This window comes from Streptomyces sp. NBC_00239 (assembly GCF_036194065.1).
Lineage (GTDB): Bacteria > Actinomycetota > Actinomycetes > Streptomycetales > Streptomycetaceae > Streptomyces.
On the sequence record NZ_CP108095.1, the window covers coordinates 3,875,130 to 3,889,542 of the forward strand.

Sequence of the window (14,413 nt, forward strand, 5' to 3'; positions counted from 1 at the left end):
GACTAGCCTTCCGCACCCGGCCGACGCCCGCTGCGGGCGCCTCCTGGCCCGTACGAGTGACGCCCCGCGGCCGGCCGTCCCCGGCCACCCCGTCCACGAACCGCCCGGCCCCGCGGTCGCCCGCCCCCGAAAGCCGGCCGTCCCCGCGGTCACCCGCCCCCGAACGCCGTGCGTCCCCGCGGACCGGATCGGTCAGCCCGCGCGCAGGGCCATCGTCATCGCCTCGACCGCGAGCAGCGGGGCCACGTTCCGGTCCAGGGCGTCGCGGCATGCGATGACCGCCTCGATCCGGCGCAGCGTCCGCTCCGGGGTCGAACCGCGGGCGATCCGGTCGAGGTCGTCGCGCAGCGCGCCGTTGGCCAGGCCCACGCGCGAGCCGAGCTGCAGGGCGAGCACGTCGCGGTAGAAGCCGGTGAGGTCGGTCAGCGCCAGGTCGAGGCTGTCGCGCTGGGTGCGGGTCTTGCGGCGCTTCTGCCGGTCCTCCAGCTCCTTCATGGCCCCGGCCGTGCCGCGCGGCATCCGGCCGCCGGTGCCGGCCGCGGCGCCGAGCGCGGCCCGCAGCTCCTCGGTCTCCTTGACGTCGACTTCCTCCGCGACCTGCTTGGCGTCCTCCGCGGCCGCGTCGACGAGCTCCTGCGCGGCCTTCAGGCAGCCGCCCACGTCGTCCACGCGCAGCGGCAGCCGCAGCACGGCCGCGCGCCGCTCTCGGGCACGGTCGTCGGTGGCCAGGCGGCGGGCCCGCCCGATGTGGCCCTGGGTGGCCTGGGCGGCGGCCGCGGCCACCGCCGGCTCGATGCCGTCCCGGCGCACCAGCACGTCGGCGACGGCCCCGACGGACGGGGTGCGCAGCGTCAGGTGCCGGCAGCGGGAGCGGATCGTCGGCAGCACGTCCTCCAGGGACGGGGCGCACAGCAGCCACACCGTCCTGGGCGCCGGCTCCTCGACCGCCTTCAGCAGGACGTTGCCCGCGCCTTCGGTGAGCCGGTCGGCGTCCTCCAGAACGATCACCTGCCAGCGTCCGACGGCCGGCGACAGCTGCGCCCGGCGCACCAGCTCGCGGGTCTCCTTCACGCCGATCGACAGCAGGTCCGTACGGACGATCTCGACGTCGGCATGGGTGCCGACCAGCGTGGTGTGGCAGCCGTCGCAGAAACCGCAGCCCGGCTCGCCGCCCAGCGCCCGGTCCGGGCTGGTGCACTGCAGGGCGGCGGCGAAGGCGCGGGCCGCGGTCGACCGGCCGGAGCCGGGCGGGCCGGTGAACAGCCACGCGTGGGTCATCTTCGAGGCGGCGGGCACCGGCTGCCCGGTCGCCACCGCCGTGACGAGGGCGTCCGCGTCACGGGCGGCAGCGGCGAGCTGCTCCTGCACGCGCTCCTGGCCCACCAGGTCGTCCCATACGGGCATGCGCCGCCCCTTTCGTCTGCGTCCCCACCATTGTGTCGCCCGGCACCGACACCGGGCGCCGCGCCGCCGACCCGCACCTCGCCACCGCGCGCCCGGGCCGTACGTCGGCGCGCCCGGACCCCGACGCCGACGCGCCAGGGCCCGGGCCCGTACGTCAGCGGCGCCGGCGGCCGCCGCGCGGGTCCTCGTCCGGGTCGTGCGGCCCGAGCAGCTCGTCCGCCAGGCTCGGCAGGTCGTCGAGCGGCGTCTCCTCCGCCCAGTCCGAACGGCGCCGGGGCCGGCCCGACTCGTCGACCTGCGGAAGCTCGCGCGTCCGGTCGTTGGCACCCTCGGGGGCGGCGGGCGACTCATCCCGGAAGATCCCCTGCGGGAACCGGTCCGCCGGCCCGTCGTCCGTGCGCACGGGCGGGAGCACGGCCGTCTCGTCCACACCCCTCGGGTCCCTTACGGGCGGCAGCACGGCGGTTTCCTCGACCCCGCGCGGATCCCGTACGGGCGGCAGCACGGCGGTCTCGTCGACGGCGCGCGGGTCCACCTGCGGCACCGGGACGGTCTGCGTGATGTCGTCGGGCCGGACCAGCGGGGTCTCGACCGTCACCGCCTCGTCCGCCGGAACGGACTCGCCCGCCCCGACCGGGGCGGCGGGCGCGGCAGCCTGCGTCTCGGCAGGGGCCGGGGAAGGCGACGGGGCCGGGGCGTCGGCCGGGGCGGCCTTCGTCATCGGCACCTTCGGCGCGGCGGCCGCACCGCCGGCCGTACCCACACCGGCGGCCGTCCCCGTACCCGAAGCCGTCTCGGCCACCGGCGCCGAAGCAGAGGCCGCGGCCGTTCCGACGGCCCCGCCGGCACCAGGTCCCGCAGCCGAAGCCGCTGCGGCCGTCGCCGCGGCAGCAGCCGCCGCGGCCGCGGACGCCTCCGCCAGCCGGCGCGCCTCCTCCGCCTTCAGCAGCGCTTCTTCCGCCTTGCGCTGCTTCTCCCGGCGCCGCTCGGCCGCCTCCGCGGCCAGCAGCGCCTCCTCTTCGGCCTGCTTGCGCAACCGCTCGTGCTCCGCGGCCCGGGCCTTCTCCTCGGCCTCCAGCCTGGCCTTCTCCTCCTCGGCCTTGCGGCGCGCCTCTTCCTCGGCACGCAGCCGGGCCTCCTCGGCCCGCAGCCGCTCCTCCTCCGCCTTGCGGCGCGCCTCTTCCTCCGCGCGCTGCCGGGCCTCTTCGGCCTCGCGGGCCTTGCGCGCCTCTTCCTCGGCGCGCAGCCGCTCTTCCTCGGCCTTGCGGCGGGCTTCCTCCTCGGCCTTGGCCTTGGCTTCCGCCTCCAGCCGGGCCCGCTCCTCCTCCGCCTTGCGGAGGGCCTCCTCCTCGGCGAGCCGGCGCGCCTCGGCCTGCGCGGCCAGCTCCGCCTCCGACATCGGCAGGACCCGGTCGAGGCGGTGGCGCACGACCGTGGTCACCGACTCGGGGTCCTGGCCCGCGTCCACGACCAGGTAGCGCGCCGGGTCGGCGGCGGCCAGGGTCAGGAACCCGGACCGGACCCGCTGGTGGAATTCGGCGGGCTCCGACTCCAGCCGGTCCGGGGCCTCCGTGAAGCGTTCGCGCGCCGCCTCGGGCGAGACGTCCAGCAGCACCGTCAGGTGCGGGACCAGGCCGTCCGTCGCCCACCGCGAGATCCGCGCGATCTCGGTCGGCGACAGGTCGCGGCCCGCGCCCTGGTACGCCACCGAGGAGTCGATGTACCGGTCCGAGATGACGACCGCGCCCCGCTCCAGCGCGGGCCGCACCACGGTGTCCACGTGCTCGGCGCGGTCGGCGGCGTACATGAGCGCCTCCGCACGGTTCGACAGGCCGGCCGAAGACACGTCCAGCAGGATCGACCGCAGCCGCTTGCCGACCGGTGTGGCGCCCGGCTCGCGGGTCACGACCACCTCGTGTCCCTTGCCGCGGATCCACTCGGCGAGCGCGTTGACCTGCGTGGACTTGCCCGCGCCGTCGCCGCCCTCCAGGGCGATGAAGAATCCGGTCGGCGACGGCAGCTGGGCGGGCTCGCCGCCGCGCAGCGCGTCCCGCAGGTCGCGCCGCAGCGGCACGCCCTGTCGGTCGTCGGCGCGCGCCAGGACGATCACCGCGACGGGCAGCAGCAGCGCGCCGACCAGCATCAGGGTGAAGGCCGCGCCGCCGTGCGCGAAGACGACGTCGCCGTCGGCCAGCCGGTGCGGGCCGATGGCGGCCGCGAGCAGCGGCGCGGCGACCGTGCCGACCGCCACGGCGATCCGTACGACGGCGTGCAGGTGCTCGGTGAGCCGGGCCCGCCGGAACTCCTCGGTCTCCTGGTCGAGCAGCGCGTGGCCGGTGCTGGCGGCGACGCCCGCTCCCACACCGGCGACCAGCGCCAGGAACAGCACGGTGGCCGTGTCCGCGACCAGCCCGGTCGCGAGCAGCGCGAAGCCGGTCAGCGCTATCGCCAGCGCGAGCAGCCGCCGCCGGGAGAGCCCGGGCACCACCTTGCCGGCCTGCGCGGCGCGGATCCCGAGTACGGTGCCGCCGCTGAGGGCGAGCACGAGCAGCGCGAACGCCACGGGGCCGCCGCCCAGGTCGTCGGCGTGCAGTGCGGTGAGCGCCACCGCGGAGGCGATGGCTCCGGCGACCGCCGCGCAGGCGAGGACGAGGAGCGGAATCGCCCCGGTGCGGCCCTTGTCGGGCCGGTCCGCGTACGCCGGGGGCCGCAGCCCGGCCAGCGGCGAGCGCGGCCGCGGCGTCGAGCCGTCCGGCAGGAGCAGCGGTACGAGCAGCGACACGGACGCCGCGAACAGCCCGGCCGCCATGTACGAGCCGAGGGCCGCCTGGTGCAGCGAGAACCAGTCCACGCCCAGCCCCAGCAGCTTGCCGAGGAGCCCGGCCACGACCAGCGCCGCGGCCGCGAGCGGCAGCGCGACGAATCCGGTGCGCAGCGACAGCCGCCGCAGCGCGTCCAGGTGGTCGGGGAGCGGCCGTACGGTCGCTCCCTCCGGGGGCGGCGGGGGCAGCAGCGCGGGCGCCGCGCTCTCGTTGGCGAGGGTCCACAGCCGCTCGGCCACGCCGGACACGAAGGCGGTGACCAGCAGCAGGGTCAGTGCCTGCGCGGGCACCCAGTCGAGCCACAGCGGGGCCACGACGAACAGCGCGAGGCGGAAACCGTCCGCACCGATCATCGTCCAGCGGCGGTCGAGCTTGCCCCCCGCCGCGGTGAGCGCGGCCAGCGGGCCCAGGAGTGCGGCCCCGCACAGCAGGGTGGCGGCGATGCGTACGCCGAAGACGGCGGCGACCGCGAAGGCGGCGCCGCGGTATCCGCCGCCGAAGGAGTCCTCCGCGACGGCGGCCTGGAAGGCCAGGAGAACCAGCACCAACAGCGCCAGGGCGTCGCCGACTCCGCTCACCAGCTGCGCGCTCCACAGCCGCCGGAGCGGTGGGATGCGCAGCAGGGACCGCACCGCGCGTTCGCGTGAGTCTGCGGCAAGGGCTTCGTCGTAGGTGGGGTTCACGACCGTTGGCTGCTCGGCTCGCGTCATCCGCCCAGCCTATCCGCTGTGTCCGGTGGTGCGGGCGCGGTGCTGACGCCCGCACCCCCACCCCTGCCGCGCCCGCCCCGCGCCCGTACCCCGGGAAGGGCCGAGGGCCCCGGGACCGAACGGTCCCGGGGCCCTCGGCCTCGTCCTGTGCTGCCGTGGCCGGCCGGACTACTCGTCCGCCGGCGCGGCCGCCGTCTTCTTCGCCGCGGTCTTCTTCGCCGTGGCCGTCTTGGCCGCGGCGGCCGTGGTCGTCTTCTTCGCCGCCGTCGTCTTCTTGGCGGTCGTCTTCTTGGCGGCGGCCGTGGTCTTCTTGGCCGCCGTCTTCTTCGCGGGCGCCTTCTTCGCGGTCTTCTTGGCCGGAGCCTTCGCCCGCTTCTCCGCCAGCAGCTCGTAGCCGCGCTCCGGCGTGATCGTCTCGACGTCGTCGTCCCGGCGCAGCGTCGCGTTCGTCTCGCCGTCCGTCACGTACGGCCCGAAGCGGCCGTCCTTGACCACGACCGGGCGCTCGCTGACCGGGTCGGTGCCCAGTTCCTTGAGCGGCGGCTTGGCGGCGGCCCGGCCGCGCTGCTTGGGCTGCGCGTAGATCGCCAGCGCCTCGTCGAGCGTGATGCTGAAGAGCTGGTCCTCGGTCTCCAGGGACCGCGAGTCCGTGCCCTTCTTCAGGTACGGGCCGTAGCGGCCGTTCTGGGCCGTGATCTCCACGCCCTCGGCGTCCGCGCCGACCACGCGCGGCAGCGACATCAGCTTGAGCGCGTCGTCCAGGGTGACCGTGTCGAGCGCCATGGACTTGAAGAGCGAGGCCGTGCGCGGCTTCACCGCGTTCTTGCCGGTCTTCGGGGTGCCCTCGGGAAGGATCTCCGTGACGTACGGGCCGTAGCGGCCGTCCTTCGCGACGATCTCGTTGCCGCTGACGGGGTCCTTGCCGAGCTCGAACTCGCCGCTCGGCTTCGCGAACAGCTCCTCCGCGTACTCCACCGTCAGCTCGTCGGGCGCCAGGTCGTCGGGCACGTCGGCCCGCTGGTGGCCCTCGGTGTCCTTCTCGCCGCGCTCGACGTACGGGCCGTAGCGGCCCACGCGCAGCACGACGCCCTCGCCGACCGGGAACGACGAGATCTCGCGCGCGTCGATCGCGCCGAGGTCCGTCACCAGCTCCTTGAGGCCGCCCAGGTGGTCGCCGTCGCCGTTGCCGGCCTCGGCGGCCGTGCCCTTGGCGGCCGCGGCGGCGCCGCCGCCCTCGCTGCCGAAGTAGAAGCGCTTGAGCCACGGCACGGACTGCGCCTCGCCCCGCGCGATGCGGTCGAGGTCGTCCTCCATCTTGGCGGTGAAGTCGTAGTCGACGAGCCGGCCGAAGTGCTTCTCCAGCAGGTTGACCACGGCGAAGCTCAGGAAGGACGGCACCAGGGCCGTGCCCTTCTTGAAGACGTACCCGCGGTCGAGGATGGTGCCGATGATCGAGGCGTAGGTCGACGGGCGGCCGATCTCGCGCTCTTCGAGCTCCTTGACCAGCGAGGCCTCGGTGTAGCGGGCCGGCGGCTTGGTCGAGTGCCCGTCCGCCGTGATCTCCTCGGCGGTCAGCGCGTCGCCCTCGGCGACCTGCGGCAGCCGCTTCTCGCGGTCGTCGAGCTCGGCGTTCGGGTCGTCGGCGCCTTCGACGTAGGCCTTCATGAAGCCGTGGAAGGTGATCGTCTTGCCGGAGGCCGTGAACTCGGCGTCGCGGCCGTCGGAGGCCGTGCCGCCGATCCGCACGGTGACGGAGTTGCCGACCGCGTCCTTCATCTGGGAGGCGACGGTGCGCTTCCAGATCAGCTCGTACAGCCGGAACTGGTCGCCGGTCAGGCCGGTCTCGGCCGGAGTGCGGAAACGATCACCCGAAGGACGGATCGCCTCGTGCGCCTCCTGCGCGTTCTTGACCTTGCCCGCGTAGACGCGGGGCTTCTCCGGCAGGTAGTCGGCGCCGTACAGCTGCGTGACCTGCGCCCGGGCCGCCGTCACGGCGGTGTCGGACAGGATCGTGGAGTCCGTACGCATGTAGGTGATGAAGCCGTTCTCGTACAGCTTCTGGGCCACCTGCATGGTCGCCTTGGCGCCGAAGCCGAGCTTGCGGCTCGCCTCCTGCTGGAGCGTGGTCGTGCGGAACGGCGCGTACGGCGAGCGGCGGTACGGCTTCGACTCGACCGAACGCACGGCGAAGGAGGTCTCGGCGAGCGCGGCCGCCAGGGCCCGGGCGTTCGCCTCGTCCAGGTGCAGGACGTCGCTCTTGAGCTGCCCGTTCGACCCGAAGTCGCGGCCCTGCGCGATGCGCCGGCCGTCCACCGTGTTCAGGCGGGCGACCAGGTTCGAGGGGTCGGACGCGTCACCGGCGCGGCCGGTGGCGAAGGTGCCGGTCAGGTCCCAGTACGAGGCGGAGCGGAAGGCGATGCGCTCGCGCTCCCGCTCGACGACGAGGCGGGTGGCGACGGACTGCACGCGGCCCGCCGACAGGCGCGGCATGACCTTCTTCCACAGGACCGGCGAGACCTCGTAGCCGTAGAGGCGGTCGAGGATGCGGCGGGTCTCCTGGGCGTCGACCATGCGCTGGTTCAGCTCGCGCGGGTTGGCGACGGCGTCGCGGATCGCGTCCTTGGTGATCTCGTGGAAGACCATCCGGTGGACGGGAACCTTGGGCTTGAGGACTTCCTGCAGGTGCCACGCGATGGCTTCGCCCTCGCGGTCCTCATCGGTGGCGAGGAAGAGTTCGTCGGACTCGGCGAGCAGTTCCTTGAGCTTGCGGACCTGCGCCTTCTTGTCCGCGTTGACGACGTAGATGGGCTGGAAGTCGTGTTCGACGTCCACGCCGAGGCGGCGCACCTCGCCCGTGTACTTGTCGGGCACCTCGGCGGCGCCGTTCGGGAGGTCGCGGATGTGCCCGACGCTCGCCTCGACGACGTACCCCGGTCCGAGGTAGCCCTTGATCGTCTTCGCCTTGGCAGGAGACTCGACGATGACGAGTCGGCGGCCGCCCTTTGCGGTCTCGCTAGTCGGGGACAACTTGGCTCTTCTCTCCGGTCGGCACTCGGTCGCGGTACGGCGACGCTGCGGAGTGTGACGGTACAACCCGCCCCCGTGTCAAACGGCAGAAGCCCGCAACGGCCACTCGAACGGTAACCCGACTAGTGCCATTCCTGCCGCCCGGATGCCGCCGTCGGCACCGGACCAGTGGTTCCCCACCCGTCCACGAACCATTCTCGACCTCTCCATCCGGCCTTCACCGACTACGTCACATCCGGGTGAAACACCACACCCCGAGGGTCAGCGACAGACCTCCGGCCAGCAGCGCGGCGGGCACCGCCACGGCCGGGCGCACCCCGTCCGCCACCGGCCGGCGCCGCGCCGCCCGCGTCCCCGTCCAGGCCAGCAGCCCGGCCCCGAACAGCACGAACGTCATCCCGGCGAAGACCGCGGGTCCGCTCTCCATGCCACGCCCCCTTCTCTCGCCGGGAGCGTGGCACGGGCCGCTGGACGGACTGCCGAAATCGGCGCGAACCCCAGGTGAACTCAGGTGGACTCAGCCGGCGTCCGTGGTCCGTACGGGATCCAGGAAGCCCTGCTCGACCAGCATCCTGATCGCCTCGGGGGTCCGGTCCCGCAGCAGCACCGGGTCCTCCTGGACCAGCTGTGCGATGGCGTCGAGGATCCGGCCGGCGCTCAGTGACCCGTCACACACCCCGGCGAAGCCCGCGCCGACCGTGTCGACCTTCGTGGCGCGCCGCATCCCGCGGTTCTGCCGCAGCACCACGTGCTCCGGGTCCTCCGCGCCGGGCATGCCGACCTGCTCCTGGACCACTTCCGCGACCATCCGGAAGTGGGCCGTCAGCAGCGCGGCGTCGTCGTGGTCGCGCAGGTAGTCCTGGCGCTCGAAGTGCGCCCGCACCGTGTCGCCCAGCGGCTGCTCCACGGGGTGCGGCCATTCCTCGATCACCACGGACGGCTCCTCGGCGCCCGACTTCCGCAGCGTGATCCAGCCGAATCCGACGGCCTTCGTCTTGCGCGCCTCGAACTCCTCCAGCCAGTCCTCGTACCGCTGCGCGTACTCCTCGGGCCCGGAGCGGTGGTCACCCGCGTCGCGCAGCCACAGCTCGGCGTACTGGGTGACGTCCTGTACGTCGCGCTGCACGATCCACGCGTCGCAGCCGCGCGGCACCCAGGACCGCACACGGTCCCGCCAGTCCTCGCCCTCGACGTGCTGCCAGTTGGCCAGGAACTGCGCGTACCCGCCGTCGTTCAGGTGGGCGCCGGCCTGCTGGACCAGCGTCCGGCACAGGTCGTCGCCGCCCATCCCGCCGTCCCGGTAGGTCAGCCGGGCTCCGGGGGAGATCACGAACGGCGGATTCGAGACGATCAGGTCGTACGTGGCCGCGCCGACCGGCTCGAAGAGGGAGCCCGTGAGCAGCTCGGCCTCGGGCGCGCCGGAGAGCGCGAGGGTGAGCCGGGTGAAGTCGAGGGCGCGCGGATTGACATCGGTGGCGGTGACCCGGGTCGCGTGCTGCGAGGCGTGCAGCGCCTGGATGCCGGAACCGGCCCCGAGGTCGAGGGCTGAGCCGACCGGGGTCCGCACGGTGATCGCGGCCAGGGTGGTGGACGCCCCGCCGACACCGAGGACCACGCCCTCCTCGCGGCTGCCGATGCCGCCGGCGCCGCCGACCGCGCAGCCGAGGTCGGAGACGATGAACCAGTCCTCGCCCGCGGGTCCGCCGTACGGCCGCACGTCGACGCACGCGTGCACCTCGTCGCCCTCGCGGCGCAGCCAGCCGTCGGCGAGGGCGTCTTCGAGGGGCAGCGCGGCCGCCGCGTGGACGGCGGGCACCGGTCGCTGGAGCAGGAACAGCCGGACGAGGGTGTGGAGCGGCCCGTCCCCCCGGGTGGCGCGCAGGGCGGGAACGGTCTCGCTGCGGGCGAGCGCGGCGTAGGCGGGGGCGCCGAGCAGGTCGAGCAGGCCGTCGGCGGTGAAGCCGGCGGAGAGCAGGGCGGCGCGCAGTTGGGCGGCACGGTCGGGCGAGGGAAGGCTGGTGGTACTCACGGTTCCCATTGTGTCGGCTCGCCCTGCCGATCGGCGCGACGTGTCCACAGGCCCGCCGATTCGTATGACCGCCGCCGGTGTGCCGGATGCCGGAACACCGGCGGCCGCCCGGGCCGGTCAGCTCTGCGCCGGGGCCGGGGCCTCGGTGCGCTGGCAGCTCTTCTGGTTCTTCATCGCCTTGCCGAGCTCACCGGACTGAAGCTTCGTCAGGGCCTCGTTGCCGCTCTTGCTGAGCTTGTCGAGCTCGCCGGCGATGTCCTTGAGACCGTCGGCGAACTTGGCCTGGTCCTTGCTGTCGAGGCCGTCGACCTTGGTCTTCAGCTTCGCGTACGAGGCGGAGATGCCGTTGAGTTCGGCGACCGCGTCGGCCGCGGTCGTCTTGCCGTCCTTGACGGGCGGCTCCCCGGCGCCCTGCACGGCCGCGCCCATGGACCTGTAGGCCTCGGACATCGCCTGGAACGCGGCCGAGTCGGTCTTCTGGACCACCTCGGCCTTGCTCTGGTCGGTGGTCTCCTTCTGGATCGCGGCGTTGGCGTCCTCGATCTTCTTGACCTGCGGCTGCACCTGGTCGCAGACCTTCTTGGCCCAGTCGTTGACCTTCTTTTCGCTGTCGTCTCCGCAGCCGGACAGCACGAGTACCAGCACCGCACCGCCGGACACCGCGGCCGCAAGCTTCTTGTTCACCGGATTGGTCCCTTCCAAGGCTCTCGGCCCCGGAACATACACGTCATCCCTGCGGGTACGCAGAAAGGCGGACAGACGGCGCGTCAGAGCGCGCCGCCTGTCCGCCGTTCGGGCGCACCGGCCCCGGGGGCCCTGAGGTCAGGACACGACGGCCGGATCGGCCTGCTGGGTCACCCGCTCCGCCGTGCCGGATTCCTCGTCGCCGACCGCGATGCCGCGGCGCTTGGAGACGTACACGGAGCCGACGATGACGACGATGGCGATGCCGGCGACCACCCCGCGGACCAGGGGACTGGCGTCCTTCCCGTAGCTGAACTGCACCACCGCGGGGGCGATGAGCAGCGCGACCAGGTTCATGACCTTGAGGAGCGGGTTGATGGCCGGACCCGCGGTGTCCTTGAACGGGTCGCCGACCGTGTCGCCGATGACGGTCGCGGCGTGGGCCTCGCTGCCCTTGCCGCCGTAGTGACCGTCCTCGACGAGCTTCTTGGCGTTGTCCCAGGCACCGCCGGAATTGGCGAGGAACACCGCCATGAGGGTGCCGCAGGCGATCGCACCGGCGAGGTAGGAGCCGAGCGCGCCCACCCCGAAGGAGAAGCCGACCGCGATGGGGGCCATCACGGCGAGCAGTCCGGGCGTGGCGAGTTCCCGCAGGGCGTCCTTGGTGCAGATGTCCACGACGCGCCCGTACTCGGGCTTCTCGGTGTAGTCCATGATCCCGGGGTGCTCGCGGAACTGCCGGCGCACCTCGTAGACCACCGCGCCCGCCGACCGGGAGACCGCGTTGATGGCCAGGCCCGAGAACAGGAACACCACGGCGGCGCCGAGGATCAGCCCGACCAGGTTGTTCGGCTGCGCGATGTCGAGGCTGAGCGCCAGGTCGTCGCCCTTGGCGCCGACGTCCTTGATGGCGCCCGCGATCGCGTCGCTGTACGAGCCGAAGAGCGCGGCCGCGGCGAGCACGGCGGTGGCGATGGCGATGCCCTTGGTGATGGCCTTGGTGGTGTTGCCCACCGCGTCGAGGTCGGTGAGGACCTGGGCGCCGGCGCCCTGGACGTCGCCGGACATCTCGGCGATGCCCTGGGCGTTGTCGGAGACGGGGCCGAAGGTGTCCATGGCCACGATGACGCCGACGGTGGTGAGCAGGCCGGTGCCGGCCAGGGCGACCGCGAACAGCGCGAGCATGATCGAGGTGCCGCCGAGCAGGAAGGCGCCGTAGACCCCGAGCCCGATGAGCAGCGCGGTGTAGACGGCGGACTCGAGCCCGATGGAGATGCCGGCCAGGACCACGGTCGCGGGCCCGGTCAGCGAGGACTTGCCGATGTCCTGTACGGGGCGCCGGTTCGTCTCGGTGAAGTAGCCGGTGAGCTGCTGGATGAGGGCGGCGAGCACGATGCCGATGGCGACGGCGACGAGCGCGAGGATCCGCGGGTCGCCGTCGTGGCCGATGATCGCGGTCTCGGTGACGCCCTTCAGCTCCTGGTACGTGGCCGGCAGGTAGGCGTAGACCGCGATGGCCACCAGGACCAGGGAGATCGCGGCCGAGATGAAGAATCCGCGGTTGATGGCGGTCATCCCGCTGCGGTCGCTGTGGCGCGGGGAGACCGCGAAGATGCCGATCATCGCGGTGACCACGCCGATGGCGGGCACGATCAGGGGGAAGGCCAGGCCCAGGTCGCCGAAGGCAGCCTTGCCGAGGATGAGCGCGGCGACGAGCGTGACGGCGTAGGACTCGAAGAGGTCCGCCGCCATGCCCGCGCAGTCGCCGACGTTGTCGCCCACATTGTCGGCGATGGTCGCGGCATTGCGCGGATCGTCCTCCGGAATGCCCTGCTCGACCTTGCCGACCAGGTCGGCGCCGACGTCGGCGGCCTTGGTGAAGATGCCGCCGCCGACACGCATGAACATCGCGATGAGCGCTGCGCCGAGACCGAAGCCCTCCAGCACCTTGGGGGCGTCCGCGGCGTAGACGAGGACCACGCAGGAGGCTCCCAGCAGGCCGAGGCCCACCGTGAACATGCCCACCACGCCGCCCGTACGGAAAGCGATCTTCATCGCCTTGTGCGCGACGGCCGTGAGGTCCTTTGCGGGTTCTCCCTCGGCGGGAGTCGCCTCGCGTGCGGCCGCGGCGACGCGGACATTCGCGCGCACCGCCAGCCGCATGCCGATGTATCCGGTCGCCGCCGAGAACAGCGCACCGACCAGGAAGAATGCGGAACGTCCGGCCCGCTGGGACCAGTTGTCCGCGGGAAGCATGAAGAGCAGGAAGAACACCACGACGGCGAATACGCCGAGGGTGCGCAACTGGCGGCCCAGATAGGCATTTGCGCCTTCCTGTACCGCGGCTGCGATCTCCTTCATCTTGTCGGTGCCTTCGTCGGCGGCGAGCACCTGGCGGACCAGGAGCTGTGCGACGACGAGTGCGGCCACGGCCACGGCCGCGATGACCATCACGATGACCCGATTGTCATCGGTGAGTACTGCAGCGGCAAGCCCGGCAGCATGGGCTTGCTCGTGAGGGGTGAAGAGCCCCGTCATTCGTCCTCCTTGACGCGAAGAGCTCAAGATGTGGACGGATTGTAGGGAGCGTCACCTGATCAAAACAGTACGCGGGAAACGGAATTGGCGCAGTCTCGCTCCTCAGCAATTGATCGTCGGGCTTCATTACGCTCGAAAGCGGTAACGGGGCAAAAGCATTGACGCCCGATCAATGATCTAGGTAAATGAAAAAGGCCCTGCTCAGCAGGGCCTTGAATAAGATCGGAATGTAGGACCGGAAATGATCTCACCGAAGTGATCTCGGAAGTCCGGGACCCCCCTCAGGGACCCCGGCACGGATCCAAAGAATTTTTCTACGGAAGGTCCAGGGGGATGGCCGTCGGCCAGCTCATCCGGATCACGCCGCCCGCGGCGCCGCTGGTGACCTCGACGTCGTCGACCAGCCCGCTGATGACCGCGAGGCCCATCTCGTCGTCGCCTTCGGCATCCGCGTCCGGACCGCCGGCACCCAGCCGGCCGCCGGGGCCCGCACCCGCGGGCGGGCCGGGCACCTCGTCACCGACCTCGATGGAGAAGACCTTCTCCTCGTCGGTCAGCACGACGCGCACCGGCGCGGTGATGCCATTGCTCCGGTGCAGCCCGACCGCACGGGAGCAGGCTTCGCCCACGGCGAGCCTGACCTCGTCGAGGAGGGCTTCCTCCACCCCGGACCGGCGCGCCACGGCAGCCGCGACCAGGCGGGCCGTCCGGACGTGCTCGGGCTGGGCGCTGAAGCGGAGTTCAACGGTGGCCATGGGCTCCCCCTCGGACATTCGGGCGTGCTCGGCAGGGGCCCGGGCCTGGTCGGCCCGATGCCCCCGCTTCCTCTTCGCCGGCTGCGCCGGGAAACCGTCAGTCGGTGGCGCTGACGGCTTCGTCGACCGTGGTGTGGATCGGGAACACCTTGGTCAGACCGGTGATCCGGAAGATCTTGAGAATGCGCTCCTGGTTGCAGACCAGGCGCAGGGAGCCCTCGTGCGCGCGGACGCGCTTGAGCCCACCCACGAGTACGCCGAGGCCGGTGGAGTCGAGGAAGTCCACCCGCTCCATGTCGACAACCAGGTGGTAGCTGCCGTCGTTCACCAACTCGACCAACTGCTCGCGCAGCTTGGGCGCGGTATACACATCAATCTCGCCACCGACCTCGACGACCGTACGGTCGCCGACAGTGCGAGTCGACAGGGACAGGTCCACGGATC

General features: G+C 72.5%; 9 protein-coding genes. All 9 read right to left on the reverse strand.

The genetic code is table 11. The annotated features are described in order from the left end of the window. Nucleotides 1-192: 192 nt before the first annotated feature. The gene (locus tag OG764_RS17040; protein WP_328969272.1) at nt 193-1,404 is read right to left on the reverse strand and encodes a DNA polymerase III subunit delta'; all 1,212 of its coding nucleotides are present in this window, start codon (nt 1,402-1,404) and stop codon (nt 193-195) included. 154 nt (nt 1,405-1,558) lie between these two features. After that, complete coding sequence (gene tmk, locus OG764_RS17045; protein ID WP_328969273.1) at nt 1,559-4,936, reverse strand: dTMP kinase; 3,378 nt, start codon at nt 4,934-4,936, stop codon at nt 1,559-1,561. A 168-nt stretch (nt 4,937-5,104) separates the two neighbouring features. Further along, complete coding sequence (gene topA, locus OG764_RS17050; protein ID WP_328969274.1) at nt 5,105-7,963, reverse strand: type I DNA topoisomerase; 2,859 nt, start codon at nt 7,961-7,963, stop codon at nt 5,105-5,107. A gap of 229 nt (nt 7,964-8,192) precedes the next feature. Further along, a complete protein-coding gene (locus OG764_RS17055) occupies nt 8,193-8,390 on the reverse strand; it encodes a hypothetical protein (RefSeq protein WP_328969275.1) in 198 nt (65 codons plus the stop codon). A gap of 90 nt (nt 8,391-8,480) precedes the next feature. Beyond that, nucleotides 8,481-10,001: a DUF7059 domain-containing protein gene (locus tag OG764_RS17060; RefSeq protein WP_328969276.1), complete on the reverse strand. Its 1,521-nt coding sequence runs from the start codon at nt 9,999-10,001 to the stop codon at nt 8,481-8,483. Nucleotides 10,002-10,109: 108 nt separating this feature from the next. Further along, nucleotides 10,110-10,676, reverse strand: a complete 567-nt coding sequence (locus OG764_RS17065) for a small secreted protein (protein ID WP_328969277.1) — start codon at nt 10,674-10,676, stop codon at nt 10,110-10,112. 138 nt (nt 10,677-10,814) lie between these two features. Continuing rightward, a complete protein-coding gene (locus OG764_RS17070) occupies nt 10,815-13,214 on the reverse strand; it encodes a sodium-translocating pyrophosphatase (RefSeq protein WP_328969278.1) in 2,400 nt (799 codons plus the stop codon). Nucleotides 13,215-13,528: 314 nt separating this feature from the next. Further along, nucleotides 13,529-13,969: an ATP-binding protein gene (locus OG764_RS17075; RefSeq protein WP_328969279.1), complete on the reverse strand. Its 441-nt coding sequence runs from the start codon at nt 13,967-13,969 to the stop codon at nt 13,529-13,531. Between the two features lie 97 nt (nt 13,970-14,066). Beyond that, nucleotides 14,067-14,408 (reverse strand): anti-sigma factor antagonist BldG, encoded by a 342-nt coding sequence (gene bldG / locus OG764_RS17080; protein ID WP_328969280.1) that lies wholly within the window; start codon nt 14,406-14,408, stop codon nt 14,067-14,069. Nucleotides 14,409-14,413: the final 5 nt, after the last annotated feature.

Excerpts from the sequence above, each read along its gene's own strand:
- OG764_RS17055 (WP_328969275.1), bottom strand. The coding sequence starts at position 8,390 with ATGGAGAGCGGACCCGCGGTCTTCGCCGGGATGACGTTCGTGCTGTTC.
- OG764_RS17075 (WP_328969279.1), bottom strand. The coding sequence starts at position 13,969 with ATGGCCACCGTTGAACTCCGCTTCAGCGCCCAGCCCGAGCACGTCCGG.
- OG764_RS17070 (WP_328969278.1), bottom strand. The coding sequence starts at position 13,214 with ATGACGGGGCTCTTCACCCCTCACGAGCAAGCCCATGCTGCCGGGCTT.
- tmk (WP_328969273.1), bottom strand. The coding sequence starts at position 4,936 with ATGACGCGAGCCGAGCAGCCAACGGTCGTGAACCCCACCTACGACGAA.
- OG764_RS17060 (WP_328969276.1), bottom strand. The coding sequence starts at position 10,001 with ATGGGAACCGTGAGTACCACCAGCCTTCCCTCGCCCGACCGTGCCGCC.
- OG764_RS17040 (WP_328969272.1), bottom strand. The coding sequence starts at position 1,404 with ATGCCCGTATGGGACGACCTGGTGGGCCAGGAGCGCGTGCAGGAGCAG.